The 15,896-nt window shown below is 46.0% G+C and carries 14 protein-coding genes; 3 read left to right on the forward strand and 11 right to left on the reverse strand.

Annotation, left to right across the window (positions count from 1 at the left end; genetic code table 11):
- Positions 1 to 624 precede the first annotated feature (624 nt).
- From IH879_02155 to IH879_02175, 5 genes are all read right to left on the reverse strand, one after another.
- Positions 625 to 777 carry a hypothetical protein gene (locus tag IH879_02155; GenBank protein MCH7673739.1) on the reverse strand — a complete coding sequence of 51 codons (153 nt, stop codon included), beginning with the start codon at positions 775 to 777 and terminating at the stop codon, positions 625 to 627.
- 1 nt (position 778) lies between these two features.
- Entirely contained in the window at positions 779 to 2,908 is a 2,130-nt protein-coding gene (gene feoB / locus IH879_02160) for a ferrous iron transport protein B (GenBank protein ID MCH7673740.1), read from the reverse strand.
- Entirely contained in the window at positions 2,889 to 3,449 is a 561-nt protein-coding gene (locus tag IH879_02165) for a ferrous iron transport protein A (GenBank protein MCH7673741.1), read from the reverse strand. Before IH879_02165 ends, feoB begins: the two co-directional genes overlap by 20 nt.
- A 230-nt stretch (positions 3,450 to 3,679) precedes the next feature.
- Positions 3,680 to 4,312: an FMN-binding protein gene (locus IH879_02170; protein ID MCH7673742.1), complete on the reverse strand. Its 633-nt coding sequence runs from the start codon at positions 4,310 to 4,312 to the stop codon at positions 3,680 to 3,682.
- Between the two features lie 26 nt (positions 4,313 to 4,338).
- Positions 4,339 to 5,637, reverse strand: a complete 1,299-nt coding sequence (locus tag IH879_02175; GenBank protein MCH7673743.1) for a hypothetical protein — start codon at positions 5,635 to 5,637, stop codon at positions 4,339 to 4,341.
- A gap of 445 nt (positions 5,638 to 6,082) precedes the next feature.
- Here IH879_02175 and ccsA point away from each other — a divergent pair, with 445 nt between their 5' ends.
- The 3 genes from ccsA to IH879_02190 all read left to right on the forward strand — a co-directional run bounded on the left by ccsA (position 6,083) and on the right by IH879_02190 (position 9,378).
- A complete protein-coding gene (gene ccsA / locus IH879_02180; protein ID MCH7673744.1) occupies positions 6,083 to 6,907 on the forward strand; it encodes a cytochrome c biogenesis protein CcsA in 825 nt (274 codons plus the stop codon).
- Between the two features lies 1 nt (position 6,908).
- Positions 6,909 to 8,882: a sigma 54-interacting transcriptional regulator gene (locus IH879_02185; GenBank protein ID MCH7673745.1), complete on the forward strand. Its 1,974-nt coding sequence runs from the start codon at positions 6,909 to 6,911 to the stop codon at positions 8,880 to 8,882.
- 274 nt (positions 8,883 to 9,156) lie between these two features.
- Positions 9,157 to 9,378, forward strand: a complete 222-nt coding sequence (locus IH879_02190) for a hypothetical protein (protein ID MCH7673746.1) — start codon at positions 9,157 to 9,159, stop codon at positions 9,376 to 9,378.
- A 146-nt stretch (positions 9,379 to 9,524) separates the two neighbouring features.
- On the opposite strand, the gene IH879_02195 is transcribed toward IH879_02190, so the two are convergent.
- The 6 genes from IH879_02195 to hemH form a co-directional block, all read right to left on the reverse strand.
- Entirely contained in the window at positions 9,525 to 10,046 is a 522-nt protein-coding gene (locus IH879_02195; GenBank protein ID MCH7673747.1) for a hypothetical protein, read from the reverse strand.
- A 294-nt stretch (positions 10,047 to 10,340) separates the two neighbouring features.
- Positions 10,341 to 10,877 carry a hypothetical protein gene (locus IH879_02200; GenBank protein ID MCH7673748.1) on the reverse strand — a complete coding sequence of 179 codons (537 nt, stop codon included), beginning with the start codon at positions 10,875 to 10,877 and terminating at the stop codon, positions 10,341 to 10,343.
- Positions 10,878 to 10,906: 29 nt separating this feature from the next.
- Positions 10,907 to 12,190, reverse strand: coding sequence for a glutamate-1-semialdehyde 2,1-aminomutase (gene hemL / locus IH879_02205; protein ID MCH7673749.1), 1,284 nt, complete (start codon positions 12,188 to 12,190; stop codon positions 10,907 to 10,909).
- Positions 12,191 to 12,229: 39 nt separating this feature from the next.
- The gene (gene hemB, locus IH879_02210) at positions 12,230 to 13,201 is read right to left on the reverse strand and encodes a porphobilinogen synthase (GenBank protein MCH7673750.1); all 972 of its coding nucleotides are present in this window, start codon (positions 13,199 to 13,201) and stop codon (positions 12,230 to 12,232) included.
- Between the two features lie 22 nt (positions 13,202 to 13,223).
- Entirely contained in the window at positions 13,224 to 14,657 is a 1,434-nt protein-coding gene (gene hemG, locus IH879_02215; GenBank protein ID MCH7673751.1) for a protoporphyrinogen oxidase, read from the reverse strand.
- The gene (gene hemH, locus IH879_02220; GenBank protein ID MCH7673752.1) at positions 14,650 to 15,888 is read right to left on the reverse strand and encodes a ferrochelatase; all 1,239 of its coding nucleotides are present in this window, start codon (positions 15,886 to 15,888) and stop codon (positions 14,650 to 14,652) included. Before hemH ends, hemG begins: the two co-directional genes overlap by 8 nt.
- Positions 15,889 to 15,896: the final 8 nt, after the last annotated feature.

The raw sequence follows: 15,896 nt of genomic DNA on the forward strand, positions 1-15,896 counted from the left end.
AGTCATGTTAGTAAAAACCTGAATAAATTTAATCGACCTTTATGAAAAGGGCACAGCCAACAAATGACTGAGCGACTCAACGCGCAAATTGCGCGGAGGTGGCGACGCCTTAACGGTCAGGCATACAGGGCTTGGTGCGCCTCCTTCCCGACTTCATTATTATATTATTTAAGGAAAGTCGGGACGGGGTCGCCCTCCGCAACTGTAATTAGTACAGCGATTCCTAATTATTATTTCAACAGGTAATCGTATTTGTTGTCTCTTCAATGCTGCGTCAGTCATTAAAAGTCATTGATGGTCATTGTGTCATTAAGCCAATGACAATAAGTGACTTTAATGACAACTAAATGACGACTCGAAGACGGATTTTGCGATCCTTTGTAGGAACACTTAATTACGCACGTTATTTAGGAATCACACTACCGGCTCTTGTTTCATTTTCATAGAACTTTTGACAATACTACGACAACGTTCAAGTACGCCTTAGCGCAGAACGTCGGCACTGCTCAAAGTCCCGCATTCGTCCGAAATTAGAAATCGCGCACGTGAAACGCGTCGGCTGAATATGCCTTGGGCTTAAAAAGTTGTGATTCACATAAAACTGGGCAGGAATAAATCTTTTCTCTATAAATTCTTTTCACTCACCGCTTTATTCAACTCACACTTACTACACGTTTTACCACCATCACCCGGAGTAAATTGGCGAACGACTTTCGTGGCAGTAAAAATACCGGCAATGAGCACGACTGCAAAGACTACGATTTCCTGAACGCCCATTTTATCCAAGTCCTAAAAGTTGTCCACCCTGATAAACTACCAGGGAGCCGAGGTAAGCGAGAATGGTCATGTAAGCAATCATGATAAACGGCCAGCGCCAACTATTTGTCTCCCGCCTGACAACTGCCACGGTTGACATGCACTGACAGGCTAACGCAAAAAAGACCATCAATGAAAGGGCGACGAGGGGTGTATAGACCGGCTTTCCGGTTTCCGGGTGACGCTCGTTACGCATTGCTTCTCTTAAAGTAACGGAAGTTTCATCCGCGCCTTCCACATTATAGATGGTCGCCAACGTGCTCACCAAAACTTCCCGCGCCGCGAAGGAGGTAATCAAAGCGATCCCTATTTTCCAGTCGAAGCCGAGCGGCTCGATGACCGGCTCGATGACTTGACCGAGTTGGCCGGCAAAGCTCTGTTTGATGGCTTCGCTCGAGCTGATATCGGTTTGCGGTTTGGGGTAGGAGGCCAGAAACCAGAGTACAATTGAAATAGCCAGAATAATTTTCCCGGCGTCCGTCACGAAGATTTTGGCGCGTTCATATACCTGCAGAAATGTTCGATGCAAAGAGGGACGCCGGTAGGGGGGAAGCTCCATGATGAAAGTCGAAGGTTGTTGCTTTTTTCCTTTCGAACGTTTTAATACAAATGCAGCGGCGATGGCTGCCACAATCCCCAGGAGATACATCGCTAATAAGGTCAGGCCTGGAAGTGAGAAAATGCCCAGCACGGAAATGCTTGGAATGAAGGCGCCTATCATCAGCGCGTAGACCGGCAGGCGGGCGCTGCAGCTCATGAGGGGAGCGATCATAATTGTGATGAGCCGTTCGCGTGAGTTTTGAATCGTACGGGTTGCCATGATTCCGGGGATGGCACAAGCGAAGGATGAAAGCAGCGGAATCACCGAGCGGCCGCTCAGTCCGGCTCCCCGCATAAAACGATCCATCATAAAAGCAACCCGGGCCATATAGCCGGTGTTTTCCAGGAGTGAAAGAAAGAAAAATAGAAACATGATTTGAGGAAGAAAAATCAGGATTGCGCCAACCCCGGCGATGACGCCATTCACAAGCAGATCTTCAAGCACCCCGTCCGGCATGAACGCTGACACTTTCTGACCAAGCCAGCCGATGAAAATTTCGATGCCGTTCATTGGAACCGCGGCCCAGGAAAAGATCGCCTGAAATATCAAGGCGAAAATGAACAGAAAAATAAATGGTCCGGCCAAACGGTGCGTTAGCACTTTATCGATTTTTTCATTAAGACGGCGTTCTCTCTTTGCCTGGCGAACGCTTTTCCTGCAGATGTCGTCTATCCACTGGTAACGCAATCGGGTTTCCAACATCGGCCAGGGAACATTCTTTCGGGAAAGATTTTCACGGGATTGATTCACCACAGTTTGCAGTTTTCCGTTTGGTTCATAGTGATACCCGATCCAGATATCGAGCGCTTTGTCGTTTGACAGTACGCGCAGGGCTTCGGAGCAGCTTGCGGGTGAAGTGATATGTGTGTTTTCTTTCAACCAATCACAAATTGGCGCCGTGGCTTTTCGAATTTCATCATCAACCCGCAGACCGGCATTTTGAACAGAGTTTCTATCATCTTCAGCCAGTTCAAAGATTTTTTCGCGTAATTTCTGTATCCCATTTCTTTTATTTGCAGCAATCGGCACGACCGGAATATTGAGTTCTTTAGAAAGCGTTTCTACATCGATCTCGAGCCCCTTCGTTTTTGCAGAATCCAGCATATTCAGGGCAAGCAGAACCGGAGCTCCGAGCTCGATAATTTGAGTGACAAGGTACAGATTGCGACTCAAATTGCTGGCGTCCACCACGACTACAGTCAGTTTCAGATTCCCGATCTCAGCCGAGCGGCCGGTAATAATGTCAGAAGCGATTTTATCGTCTAATGACTTCGGCACAAGACTGTATAAACCCGGCAGGTCATAAATTTTCACTTGTGCCCTATTCCCGCCTTTGAGCATTCCGGTTTTTTTCTCGACAGTTACACCGGGGTAGTTGGCGACTTTCTGCCGCAACCCGGTCAAGGCGTTAAATACCGAGGTCTTGCCGGAATTTGGATTGCCAACAAGGGCAATATCGGTCTGGGTGTTTTTAGCTTTTATCTCTTCCATTATTCGATGGTATTTTCCTCTCTATAAGAACATGTTTGGCTTCGGAACGGCGCACTGAAAGATGGTACCCGCGCACATTCAGCTCCATCGGATCTCCCAGTGGTGCGAATTTAACCAGCTTAACGCGGGTTCCCGGTGTTAGTCCCATTTCCATCAGGTCGGACGAATTTGAGTTGTTTTTTTGAATTGAGATAACAGTCCCTTCCTCGCCGGGTTTGAGACGCTCAAGTGGAATGGTGTTCTTCGCATCTTGAACTGGGGATTCATTCGTTGGTAAGTGATTTAAGTCTTCCTTGGGTCGTTTGCTTTTAACTAAAAATATAGTTAGGGCTGCAATCAAAAATCCCAGAATTCCCTGAAGCCCAAGAAAGCCCGCGACCTTCAACAAGGCGAAATTCGGACTCACAAATCTGACCAGCCAGCCGGCCGATTCGTTTAACAGCGAAAAAAGAAAACCGGAGACAATAAATGCAACTTTGGTTTTGAAGGAGTAGGGCGCAAAAATGAGCAGATGCGTTAAAAGCAGGACCACGAATGCCATCATCGGGAGATGGGAATGGGTTACTTCCAGCATCGACTGGTAAGTGCGCGGCATTTTGAATTGCTCTTCGGAACCTAAGTAATAATCTTCAACCGACTGCGGCGTAAAGTCCATCCGGGCAAAGTATAAAGCGAAATTTGTTACCCAAAATCCGGTTAGAAGTAAGAGTGTGCAAAGTATGGTCAGCTTCATCAAGGGCTGGCTTTGAAAGCCGCCGTTCTGCATGTACTTCAATTTAATTTCCCCTTTGCAATTGCAACTTCGTAAATTGCCAGCATTTTCCTAACCCCCTGGGTAATCGCCTGTACGGATAATGTGGCTCCCGTAATGTTGTGGATGTCGCGTTTCGGCCAGAGCTTGTCACTTAATATTTTGTCAGTAAACAGTGCAAACCAATTGGAAGTGGGAAGATAATCTAAGGGTTCGTAAAATGCAAGAACCTCGACGAATTTTATTCTTGCTTTTTTGTCTAAAACAACCATAAATGTCTCAGGTTTCGTGCGTACTATATTCGTTTCGAAGAAGGCGTATCCTGTTATCGAATCTGCTTTTTCTCCCTCATAAAAAGTAACGATTTTTGATTCGAGTTTTGTTTTGGCTAATCTTTGGATCTGATTGACTTGTTCATCCGTCAGAAACAGCGTTTTTCGCTCAATCGAAACCCCGTTAGGAAAAGCTTCCTGCAGCGCCTTTTGCTGGGTTTTGAAAACCTGAGCATGACTTGATTGAATTGAGAGAGTAAACAGAGTCGTACAAATAATTCCAAAGAACAAAATACCATTGTGATCGCGACGCTTCTGGGGAGAAATCTTGTTAATTCTTCCATTCCTAACAAGATTTCTCGCTTTCGCTCGAAATGACACTAATTTAGTTAATCCTTTGTTTACCATCAAAATAAATATGTCACCGCTAAATTGAACTGGTCGACATTTGTATTCGCTTTATTATCCCGATTTATATAATCCATTTTAAAGGCCACATTCGGATGAGGTTTGTAAGTTAGGCCGAGAGTTAAATTCGATCGTTCCATTTCCGGATTTCTTGAGAAGCCCGTTGGAACATCTTTCTGTGTGTCTAGTTTTTCATATTGAATAAACGGCGCAAGGTAGTGAGTGCTGCTTCGGGCAATCAATGGTAAGATGTCATAAGCCGCAGTTACGTAAAACCCGTGTTGAGCTTCGCCCACCGAGGCGGGACCGGTAAGTCCAAGCTCAACATTTAGAGCCGTAACGTCACTAATACGTGATTGCGCATAAAGGCCGCGAAACTCAAATCCATTGCGGGCAAACATAAAGTGTAATGAGAAAAGTTTTAACAAAGCATCGATATCTTCGCCTGAAGAGTCGACTAAGGTCTGACCGGTATTTCCGAGAAAAAATGACCCTCCGAAATCAAGACCGGGGATGCCGGCGTAATTAAGTCTGCCGGTAATTCCTAAATCTTCGGCAATTGCTTTGGCGCCGTTTTGACGGCCGTTTCGAATCCCGTTTGAAGAAAACTTGGCAGCATTCAGACTTTCGGTTACAAACAGTTTGTAGGCTAAACCTTTGGAGGTTTCCCCAAGAATCCCAAAGCCATTGGTGCGCCAGGTAGTTGGAATGATACGCTGCTCGGTTTCGGGTCGGAGAACCCCGTGGTATGTCGGCGGCTCGTGCAGCTCATTAGTAATACCGACTGGCGGTAAAACCATGCCGGCCCGGATATTGAACATTGGGCTTAATTGTGCTTCGATGTAACCAAACTCTATAGAGACCGAACCTGGAGAGCCTGGTGCCGTCTTTCCATGCTCGAACTCAATTTCTGCATTAAACAACAGCCAATCGTTGAAACGAAACCCCAAATAGGTGACGTGTCTTAAGAAATCAAAAGTGTTTGCCTTGCGGGAAGGAAAGCCATCGTCCTGTTGTCTGGAAAAATTTTCGTAGATGATTTCGCCATAACCTGCAATTGAAATACCGGGATCGGTTAAATTGTAAACAGAGGAAGCCGCAGGTCCCATGCCGTAGCGGCTTTCATATTTGGCTTCCGCAACTGTGCCAAGTTTTGCTCTTTCAAGTTCTTGCGTTAAGATGTCAATCCGCCGCCATAATTCTCTGAGCGTATCTTGTTTCGTTGATTGCTGGGCAGATAGTAGGCTGCTTAAAAAGAATAGGAAAATTCCCGAGATCAAATATTGTATTATTTTCATAAATTAATAATCGTTCCGATTATATTTAAGTATTTGTTTAATTGGCATTTAGGACAATAAATAATACAAATATTTTAAATGAATGTCAAGAAGATTATGACTATCTAGTGGAGCGTTTTCGAAATAACATTGCAATGGGTCGGTGTGATGTGTTTGGGTGTTAGAAGTGTTAGAGTGTTAATGACTTTTCTCCTAAGTTATTTTATTTAGATACTTGAATCCCTTAACACCTTTAACACCTGAACACCTGAACACCTGAACACTTCTTTCCTCAATGCTACGCTATTTACAGAACGTTGCACTAGTGCATCTCTGAGGTCATTTTTATCGATAATGAAAGATTTTTACATTTGATGGAGGCCTTTACTTGCTTTTCAAAATGAAAATCCTTATTTTCAATATGCGAAATAAACCAAATGAATGATTTTACTAGGTTGCAGTTAAATTGAAAGAACTATTACTCATTTTACGCTGGTCGGTTTTTCTATTCTATTTTGTCTCTTTTGTTTATTATCTCCTCTATTTCAGTAACAAAAATAGTCGAACAGCATTCCTCATTCGAGCCTGGCTAGGAATTTCTATTAGCGTTCACACTTTGTATTTGATTCTCTTGAGTTTTAGATTAAATCATTTACCTGTTGGCAATCTGTATCAAGTACTCACCACTCTGGCCTGGCTTTCGGTACTAGTTTATTTTGTTTTAGAAATTCGACTAAAAGAGATGATAATGGGTGTTTTCTTATTGCCGATAATTTTAATTTTACATGCAATCTCGTGTATATTTCTGGATATAGAGCAGCCTTTGGCAGAAGTGCTTACGACAATCTTATTTGAAGCCCATGTACTGATTCTCATTTCGGCCTATGCAGCATTCGCAATCTCGTTTATCACCAGCATCATGTATATTCTGCTTTCCAGAGAGATTGAATCGAAAAAGCCGGGAATATTTTTCCAGCGTCTACCATCACTGGAATTCTTCGATAAATTGAGCAATCAGGCGATTAACATCGGTTTGATTCTGGTTTCTTTGGGAATTTTGCTTGGGGTTTATATGGGCATCGACATCTGGGAAGGTGAGTGGATCTTGGATCCGAAGCTGCTTGCCGTACTTGTTTCCTGGGCCATTTATCTGGCTCATTTCGTTACCAGAAAGACTGTGGGTTGGCAAGGCCGGCGAGCTGCAATTGTTTCAGTTATTGGTTTTAATTGGCTTCTTTTTTCGTTTATTGTTGTTAGTTTGTTTTTTTCGAAATTTCATAGTTTTCAGTAAAATGTCAATATTTGTTTTCGGCTTTAAGCTGCCTCAGGAACAGAAAGCAGCGCCTGCCTTTTCACTTTCATCGAAATTCATCGAGAAGTTTTCGGCCTCTGCTGATGAACTTTTTGTTTTGACATCCGACTATACGATTGAGATTTTCGCCATATCTGATAAGCGAGAGGAGCTGGTCTCGCAATTTATGGATACTATCCAACACGAGTGGCATCTGCCCCAAGAAAATTTTAAGAAAGATTTTTTTCAGAAGGTCGGTTCGGAGGCGGTGTCGCATTTTTTTAAACGCGTTATCGGTGTTGGGCAACCTGCTGATATAAATGAGTCACTGCGCGAGTTTTGTGATGTTTTTGAGTTGGCAAGAGAGAGGAGTCTCACAGGGCCTTTTTTGGATAGGCTTTATCAAAAAGGAATTTGGCTTTCAGAAAAAGTTCGTATCGAGTTGAGTTTACAAGAGAACGGTACCACCACCGAGTCAGTGGTCACTGAGCTGGCTCAAAAAATATTTGGTAAACTCGACGATCATTCTGCCTTGATCGCTGCTAGCTCCGCTGAGTGTGAAAAGTTTGTTGAGAAACTTAGCGAAAAAAATATCGGTCATTTATATTTTTTGGAACTGGATAGAGAAGGCATCGAGGGGGTTTGCGAGAAATTTCGTGGCCATAGCATCACAATTGAGCAGATGGGTCAGGTTTTGCAATCTATTGATTTAATTCTTGTTTTTGATAGCGGCTTTGAAAAATTGCTACCTGCCGGGGAAGTTTCTCGGATTATGAATCAACGTAATAATGCTCCCTTATTTTGGGCAACCCTTTCTTTCGCGCACGAGCAGCAAAGTAAACTCTCCAACCATTACAATGTTTATTATTATGACCGTGCCGATTTGGAAAATATTGTCGCTTCAAATTTAAAAAAGCAGCAAAAAAGCCAGCGCACAGTTGAAAAATTACTCGAAAACGAAGTTGAGAATTTTATTAAATGGGTTCATTCGGAGGAACTGTTTCGCTTCGGCAATATCATCGGGAGGAGCCGGGCCATGCAACGGATACTCGATCTCGTGGCTCAGATCGCCCAAACCGATATCTCAGTCCTGATAGACGGTGAAAGCGGTACCGGGAAAGAGTTGGTTGCCATGGCGATTCACGAACACAGCAGAAGAGCGAAAAATCCATTTATCGTTGTGAACTGTGGCGCGATGGCCGAGAGTTTGTTAGAGAGTGAACTGTTTGGCCATGTTCGGGGTGCTTTCACTGGAGCCATCGGCAACAAGAAAGGTTTGTTTGAAGTGGCAAACCACGGTACTATTTTCTTAGACGAAATCGGCGAAACCTCCCAGGCAATGCAGGTAAAGCTGTTGCGATTTTTCCAGGCGGGCGAAGTCAAACCAGTCGGCAGTAACAATACGCTTACTGTAGACGTCAGGTTGATTGCGGCAACAAATAGAAATCTGGAAAAGCTGGTTCAGGAAGGGGAGTTTAGACAAGACCTTTTTTATCGTTTGAACGTTATCCAAATAACTATCCCCCCTTTGCGTGATCGTAGAGAAGATGTTTTGCCTCTCGTGGAGTTTTTTAGTAAAAAATATGCCAATAAAATACAAAAGCCGGTTAAAGGAGTGCATGACGATGTTGAAGAGGTCTTGTACCAATATCATTGGCCAGGCAATGTGCGTGAACTCGAAAATGCAATCGAACGCGCGGTCGCTCTTGCCAGGGGCAGCCAGATCGGCCTCACGGATTTACCGCCGCAGATTGTGGCAACAGAAAACCGACTTGCTGCGACTGAGGTGGATGACAAAGAATTGTCTCTGCAAGAGCTTGAGAAAAACCATATCGCCAAAACCCTCAAACAGTACAATTGGGAGTACGAACGCGTCACCAGAATATTAGGCATCGGCCGAACAACCCTCTGGCGGAAAATGAAGGCCTATAATATTTCGAATTCGCTACCCCGGGCTGCCAAACACCTCAATTAATACGCGCCATACTAATTAGAATCTTTCCATCTAATCAGGCAAAATCTTCTCCTGCTGCAACTTGAGGCTCCTTTTCGAATTGAAATCACATTTTTTAAGTTGAAAATATTTCAGTGTATTGTTACAACCTAATTCAGTAATTCACTAAAATAAGCGATAAACTATTGATTCCAATGGATTGTATTAAATTGGGATTGTCTAATCCTACTTAGCAAGCTTAAATTATTGAAAATATTGAGTATACAATTTAGCGAGTCACAAATAAGCAACAAATTTGAAGAAAAACGGTCAAAAAACCCGCTATCGTTCGATTTGTGTAAATTGCGTGAATCAGCTTAGTTTAAAAAATCTTGCCTATATCCGGATGCCGATAAACTTCTTAGCACTTTTCGGTGAGAACGCTAATGCCAAATTTAATAAGCCAACCTGCAACCCAGAAAGAAGAAGTAAAAGAATAAAAGAGCCAGAAGGCAAGGGACAGAAATCCTACGCTTAATTTCACCCAAGGGCGTTGCCAGCAGGGATTCTTGTATTCTTTTCGTAGGTTTTGAAGAAACAAATCAACCGGTATCACCGAGGGTGATTGTGCTATTTGTTGTTTAAATTGCTTGACTCTATTCGTTATATTATTAGACAGGTAAGTTAGATGGCAGTCATAGAGAAAGAAAAGAAAAAAGAAAATACAACTGGCAAGCACATTCTGCCATCAAGGCCAGCAAGAGCCAGCCCATCTTGGCCGACAAACCAACTCTGACGATATAAAGGATTACAACAACCAACACGGCGATCAGCAATCCGACGATCGGGATAAAATTCAGCAGAAAGATAAGCAGCACCGAGATGGCCACGAACTTCGCACCGAACAGAAACAGCACAACTAAAGTGAGGCAGCGCGGTCCCGAAACTCATAGGTGCATTGGTACTGAAATAGGCAATGATTTTCTTCAAGGTTTCCTGTAACCGGACGACTTCCCCAGCCCATGCTTGCTCTCCGACCATCCCAAAAAGACCGGAGCGAGATTGCACGATAAACATGAGGAGTATCAAAGCGAGCAGCGTCTCCGAGAGGATCGCGCGAATAGCGCCAAGCCCGGCACCCTTCGCCGCAAGTTTGCCGATGTCGTCTGCGGAAATACTTTCCAGCCCAAATCCGAATTTTGACATCAGTTGGAGAATCGGTCCGCTGACCTGGCTGAATATTCAAAATGATTTCATCAAAGCAAGTTAATGCTCTTGAAACTTGATCTTTTTTTTGGAGGAAAATAAAAAAGTACACGTTACGAGTTTAGCCCTTTTCAAGATAACCCAAGTAAGCTGAAAGATCAGGTTTTGAGAGTATTCATTTTTAGAGCAGGAAGGCGGTAATCGATTTTTACAGATATTCCGCTACCGCTTCTCCATCCCATCCAACAGAACGGGTGACTCCATTCCGCAAGGGCACTCTAAGCCCGCGTCGCGTCAGGATTGGGGAAGCTCGGCAGACGCACGGACCGGTCGTCCGGTGAGACCTTGGCCAAACAGAATCAATATCGCAACGATGCCCCATGACAGGCCCACCACCACGCCGCCGTCGATGATACCCCGCCATGGCTGGGGCAAACGACGAACGAGCACCACGAGTGTGACAATACCGAGGACCATGGACCAGGAGGTCATCAGACGCCTTCGCGTCGCGTGGAAAAGGCCCATGCAGAAAAGTGGAGCCCAAAGTGTCTGGTATAATTTGGCCTGGAACCCCAGGTGCTGAGCTCGAGCCACCACCCGGGGACAAAACGACTGTTGAAACGCGCGGTATCCCTCAGCATATACGTTTGCGACCACCCAAACCCCATAGAGCAGCATCTGCCACCATGTAAGTGAGCGATCTAAGATCGGTTCCAACGCAGCCGGGGTCAGACGCCACACCGCACTAAGCAAAAGCGCGACCACACCCACGATGCCCCAAATCGATCCCACGCTGTAATTGGTACGCTTCTTACTTGAATCGAACACGATCGGTGACCCCCTCGGGACAATTTTGGGATTTACAATGTATTGAATGCCTCTGATATCGCTGAAATGCTGTTGGCAATAATTTGTTCATCATGAGCCAGTGATACAAAAACAGCTTCGAACTGTGAAGGTGCAAAATAATATCCCAGTGTTAACATGCTGTGGAAAAACCTCCTATATCTTTCCGCATCTGATGTTTTAGCGGATTTTAAATCAAGGACTTCTTGACCTGCGAAAAACAAACTCAGCATGGAACCCACCCGGGCTTGGAAAACAGGTACTCCAGTTGACTCAGCGGCTTCTTTTATACCGCTGGCGAGCTGATTTGCAAGAGAATCCAATCGGTTGTACGTTTCTGTTTTTTTTAAGACTTTCAGGGTTTCAAGGCCCGCTGTCATGGCGACCGGATTCCCAGACAAGGTACCGGCCTGATATACAGGCCCGCTCGGCGCTACTAGCTCCATAATTTCCTTTCTTCCTCCATAAGCGCCAACCGGAAAGCCACCCCCTATTATCTTTCCCAAGCAAGTTAAGTCTGGCAGTACATCGAAAAGTGACTGGGCTCCACCGTAAGCAACACGAAACCCCGTAATGATCTCATCAAAAACGAGCAGTGAATTATGAGCCTTGGTAATTTCTCTCAGCCCTTCTAAAAAACCCGATTGAGGTGGCACCACACCCATATTACCAGCTACCGGTTCAACGATGACAGCTGCAATTTTGTCAAGGTATGTTTCAAATAATTGTTTTACAGAATCGAGATTATTGTATTGGGCCAGTAGGGTATCCTCTACGGCTGCTCGAGGCACGCCTGGACTGTCCGGCAGTCCAAGGGTGGTCACGCCCGAACCGGCTTGCACAAGGAGCATATCGGCGTGACCGTGGTAGCATCCTTCAAATTTTATGATTTTGTCGCGTTTGGTATACGCCCGGGCCAGCCGGAGTGCGCTCATGGTAGCTTCCGTTCCGGAATTAACAAATCGCACCATCTCAATTGAAGGTACCGCCTCGACGACCCTGTTTGCTAGCTCAACTTCCACCTCCGTTGGCGCGCCATAGCTCGTACTGTTTTTGATGGCGTTTTGAACGACCTTCATCACTTGAGGATCCGCATGGCCCAATATCATGGGTCCCCATGAACAAACGTAGTCAACATAGCGATTACCATCAACATCGAATAAGTACGGGCCTTCAGCGCGAGAAATGAATAGAGGCGTTCCTCCCACAGCCTTAAAAGCCCGCACGGGACTATTAACGCCGCCTGGCAGCACTTTCTGCGCCTGTTCGAACAGTTTTTCAGAGTTGCCGATCTTCAAATACTTCCCTAAACATTTTCCGATGAAAGTTATAAACTGTTAAGCTAACCATCTTGCCACATCCTTGGCATGGTAGGTCAAAATCAAATCGGCTCCGGCCCTTTTTATGGATGTTAGGATTTCCAGAGTGATGGCCTTTTCATCAATCCAGCCGTTTTGCGCAGCAGCCTTGACCATGGCGTATTCACCACTGACATTGTAAGCCGCCAGAGGAAGGTCGAACCGCTCCTTAACCCGGCTGATAACATCTAAGAATGCCAAAGCCGGTTTGACCATCAAAAGGTCGGCCCCTTCTTGCACATCCAGTTCAGCTTCTCTCAGCGCTTCTCTAACGTTTACCGGATCCATCTGGTGTGTACGACGGTCGCCAAATTGTGGGGCGGAGTCTGCAGCGTCTCGAAACGGGCCGTAAAAGCTTGAGGCATATTTGACTGCATAGCTTAAGATCGGCATTTTTTCGAACCCCGCTTCGTCCAACCCGGTTCGGATGGCTCCGACCATGCCGTCGATCATTCCGGAGGGTGCGACAATGTCCGCGCCGGCTTTGGCGTGCGAAACGACCTGTCTCGCTAGTAATTCCAGGGTCGCGTCGTTGTCGACATCGTTGTTTTTGATCACCCCACAGTGTCCGTGGTCGGTGTATTCACAGAAACAAACATCGGTGATAACCAGCAGGCCAGATACCGTTTCTTTCACCGCGCATACAGCTTGTTGAATGATGCCGTGGGGGTCGTAAGAATCCGACCCCAGCGCGTCTTTCTTCTCCGGAATGCCAAATAAGATGATTGCCGGAATCCCCAATGCTTTTGCTTCCTCAGCTTCTTTCACCAAATTATCGATGGAAAGCTGGTATTGACCGGGCATGGATGGAATGGGTTTTCTGGCCTCCTTTTCATAAGTAACAAATAAGGGATAAATCAGATCGTCCGGTGACAATCTCGTTTCCCGCACCATGCGGCGGATTTCCGGCGTCCCCCGAAGTCGCCGGGGTCTTATGCGTGGCTTTAACATGATTTGATTCCTAACTTAAAACTTAGACATTTACTGAAACTTTTACTGAAGTTTGCGTTTTTATACAAAACTTGCGCGCTCTGTCTGCAATGGTTTCTGATTGCAAGATGCAATCTCCAACCGAGATGCCATTTCTAAAATTCCCAGAGATGAAAATCCCTGGATATTCAGCTTCAAATGTTTCGATGGCATCCATGCGGTTTTGGTGTCCCAGCTTGTACTGCGGAATGGCTTTGCGCCAACGTTTGATTTTTACAACATCCGGTTTGCCTACAAGCGCCATGATCTCATTCAACTCTTTTAAAACCAAATCCGTTAGCTCATTGTTGCTCAAATCGACTAATTCCGGTTGGCGCATGCCTCCGACAAACGTCGTCAGAGCCGTGCCATTTTCAGGAGCGCGGTTTGGAAAAATTGTGGAGCTCCAGATGGTGCCCAGAATCTTGCGGTTTTCAACTTCCGGCACCAGGAAGCCAAATCCGTCCAGAGATCGGCACCTGGGTTGCTTGCGAAAACCGAGAAAGACCACAGCAACGGGTGCGTAGACAATTTCTCGTAATTTCAAGGCTAAAGCAGAATCGAAGGTTCTGACATATTCAGCCGTGGCGTAGGCCGGGGTAGTAAATATCACGCCATCTGTGTGAACACACACGTTTTTGCCGCTACTGGTGTATAGAACGACATAACGGTTTTCTGAATCGTTCTGGAGATCTAGGCTTTCAAGCGCGGCTTTCGTTTCGATTCTCTCGGCGAGAATGGAGTGCAGCGCTGAGCTTAACTGCCCCATACCTTTTTCAAAGGAAAAAAGCTCGGCTTTTGTTTTTGCCATTTCCGCACGTTTTTTTCGTTCTTTGGCGCCTTTGATCGCCCCTTTGATCAAACTGCCGTAGTTTTTTTCAAGCGCGTAGATTTTCGAGACCGCGCTGCGTACGCTCAGTCTCTTCGGGTCACCGGCATAGACACCGGCGATAAACGGATTGATCGCGTAATCCAGAAACTCCTTACCGAGTCTGCGCTCGACAAACTCAGCGATGGTTTCCTCTTTGTCGGGTGGAGGCGGTGGAATAAACGGCTCTCTCAGTAGTCTTAATTTTGCCTTGAGTGAAAAGAGCTTGGATTTGATAAACTGAGGCGGATTCATGGGCAACGGTAAAAGTTGACCGTTTTTTAGAATATAACGGCGGTTGGCGTAGGGGTTTGCGGCGATACGGTCGTTCTGTAATGCGATTTCGTCGATAAAGCTGCGAATTTTCGGAGAGGTGTCTAAAGTACTGTTGGGACCGTAATCAATGAGAAAGCCGTCTGATTCTTCGGTGTGAATAGCGCCACCCACATGAGAGGTTTTTTCAAGTACCAGCACATCCAGACCGGATTTCAATAACCGATAGGCTGTGGCCAGCCCGGAAATGCCGGCACCAATGACCACTGCATCTTTTTTCGAAAGGTCATTAGGCATGGGTTTCGGCCTCTACAAGATCCGGTTTCCAGCAAATGGCTTCCGTGATGAACTCACACTGGTGGCAGCGGGTGCCTCTATCGTCCGCTGCATATTTCGACAGCTTTTTGATGGGGGGCAATTCCCAATCCGCTTTGCCGTTGCTCGGTCTGACCTGCGATGCCACCGCCTCTGCCAGCGCTTCGATAAACAGTGGATGGGAATTCAGGCCGCCTGTCACTGCATAGTGTTCGATTCCGAATTCTTTGGCCTGCTCGCGAATCAAAATATTGAGCTCAAAAAGGGTCTCGATGTGGTCAGTCACAAAAGCTACCGGGATGATTAAAACCGCGTTTTCACCTTGTTCGCCGAGTTCTTTGAGCTTATCCGGCGTGCTGGGCGTGAGCCACTTAGCCGGCCCTACTTTGCTTTGAAACGCGACGTGAAACGGCACGTCCCTTTTACGCAGATTCATCACCTGCTCTACGGTTGAATGAATCAGACAGCAGTAGGGGTCGCGGCGTTTTTTCATCTCAAGAAGCGGTGTTCCGTGGGCGCTGAACACCAGCTGTACCCGTTTGCGAATCTCTTCGGGAAAACGCCGAAGCCCCTCGTCAATGCGTGCATTGATCGCGCGGATAAATTTAGGATGGGCGGCATATTCGAAAATGGTGGTTGTGGACCATTTGGGAATTTCGTTGTGCTGTTCGAGCATCCACCAGTAGATCAGAGATGAACCGGTCGTGGTTTTGGAATAATGCGGGTAAAGCGGCAGGAGCACCACCTTATCGACTTTATCCTTTTTCATCGCCCGTGCTGTCTCTTCGGAAGTGGGTTTCCAGTAACGCATGGCGATGTAGACCCGGAAATTAACTCCGAAAGGCTCGCCAAATGTCCGGTTTAAAGCGATTTCTAAATTCTCCGCCTGCTCGCGGGTTAATTTGTTTATGGGGGAGCCGCCGCCGATTCTGGCGTAGTCGTGTGAAACTTTCTTCGAACGGTTTACCGAAATGAATTTCGACAACCAGTGGCGGAAGATTCCGCCAATTGGCATATCGATGATGGCCGGGTCCATAAATAAATTGTAGAGAAAAGGTTCGATGTCCTCCAGTTTCCTTGGCCCGCCGAGATTCATCAGCACCACCCCAATGGTTTCTCCGGCTTTCGCCTGGACCGGCTCTGCAGGGTAGTATTCACCTGTAACCAAACGGTCGTCGTATTTATAATGCTTTAAAAATTCTCGTGCATCCATATAGTTCT

It is taken from the genome of candidate division KSB1 bacterium (assembly GCA_022562085.1).
Taxonomy (GTDB): domain Bacteria; phylum Zhuqueibacterota; class Zhuqueibacteria; order Oceanimicrobiales; family Oceanimicrobiaceae; genus Oceanimicrobium.

What these genes read in the sequence shown, in the direction of transcription:
- hemB (MCH7673750.1), bottom strand. Translation starts at nt 13,201, where the DNA reads ATGTTAAAGCCACGCATAAGACCCCGGCGACTTCGGGGGACGCCGGAA.
- IH879_02195 (MCH7673747.1), bottom strand. Translation starts at nt 10,046, where the DNA reads ATGTCAAAATTCGGATTTGGGCTGGAAAGTATTTCCGCAGACGACATC.
- feoB (MCH7673740.1), bottom strand. Translation starts at nt 2,908, where the DNA reads ATGGAAGAGATAAAAGCTAAAAACACCCAGACCGATATTGCCCTTGTT.
- IH879_02175 (MCH7673743.1), bottom strand. Translation starts at nt 5,637, where the DNA reads ATGAAAATAATACAATATTTGATCTCGGGAATTTTCCTATTCTTTTTA.
- IH879_02185 (MCH7673745.1), top strand. Translation starts at nt 6,909, where the DNA reads ATGTCAATATTTGTTTTCGGCTTTAAGCTGCCTCAGGAACAGAAAGCA.
- IH879_02165 (MCH7673741.1), bottom strand. Translation starts at nt 3,449, where the DNA reads ATGGCATTCGTGGTCCTGCTTTTAACGCATCTGCTCATTTTTGCGCCC.
- hemG (MCH7673751.1), bottom strand. Translation starts at nt 14,657, where the DNA reads ATGCCTAATGACCTTTCGAAAAAAGATGCAGTGGTCATTGGTGCCGGC.
- IH879_02155 (MCH7673739.1), bottom strand. Translation starts at nt 777, where the DNA reads ATGGGCGTTCAGGAAATCGTAGTCTTTGCAGTCGTGCTCATTGCCGGT.
- hemH (MCH7673752.1), bottom strand. Translation starts at nt 15,888, where the DNA reads ATGGATGCACGAGAATTTTTAAAGCATTATAAATACGACGACCGTTTG.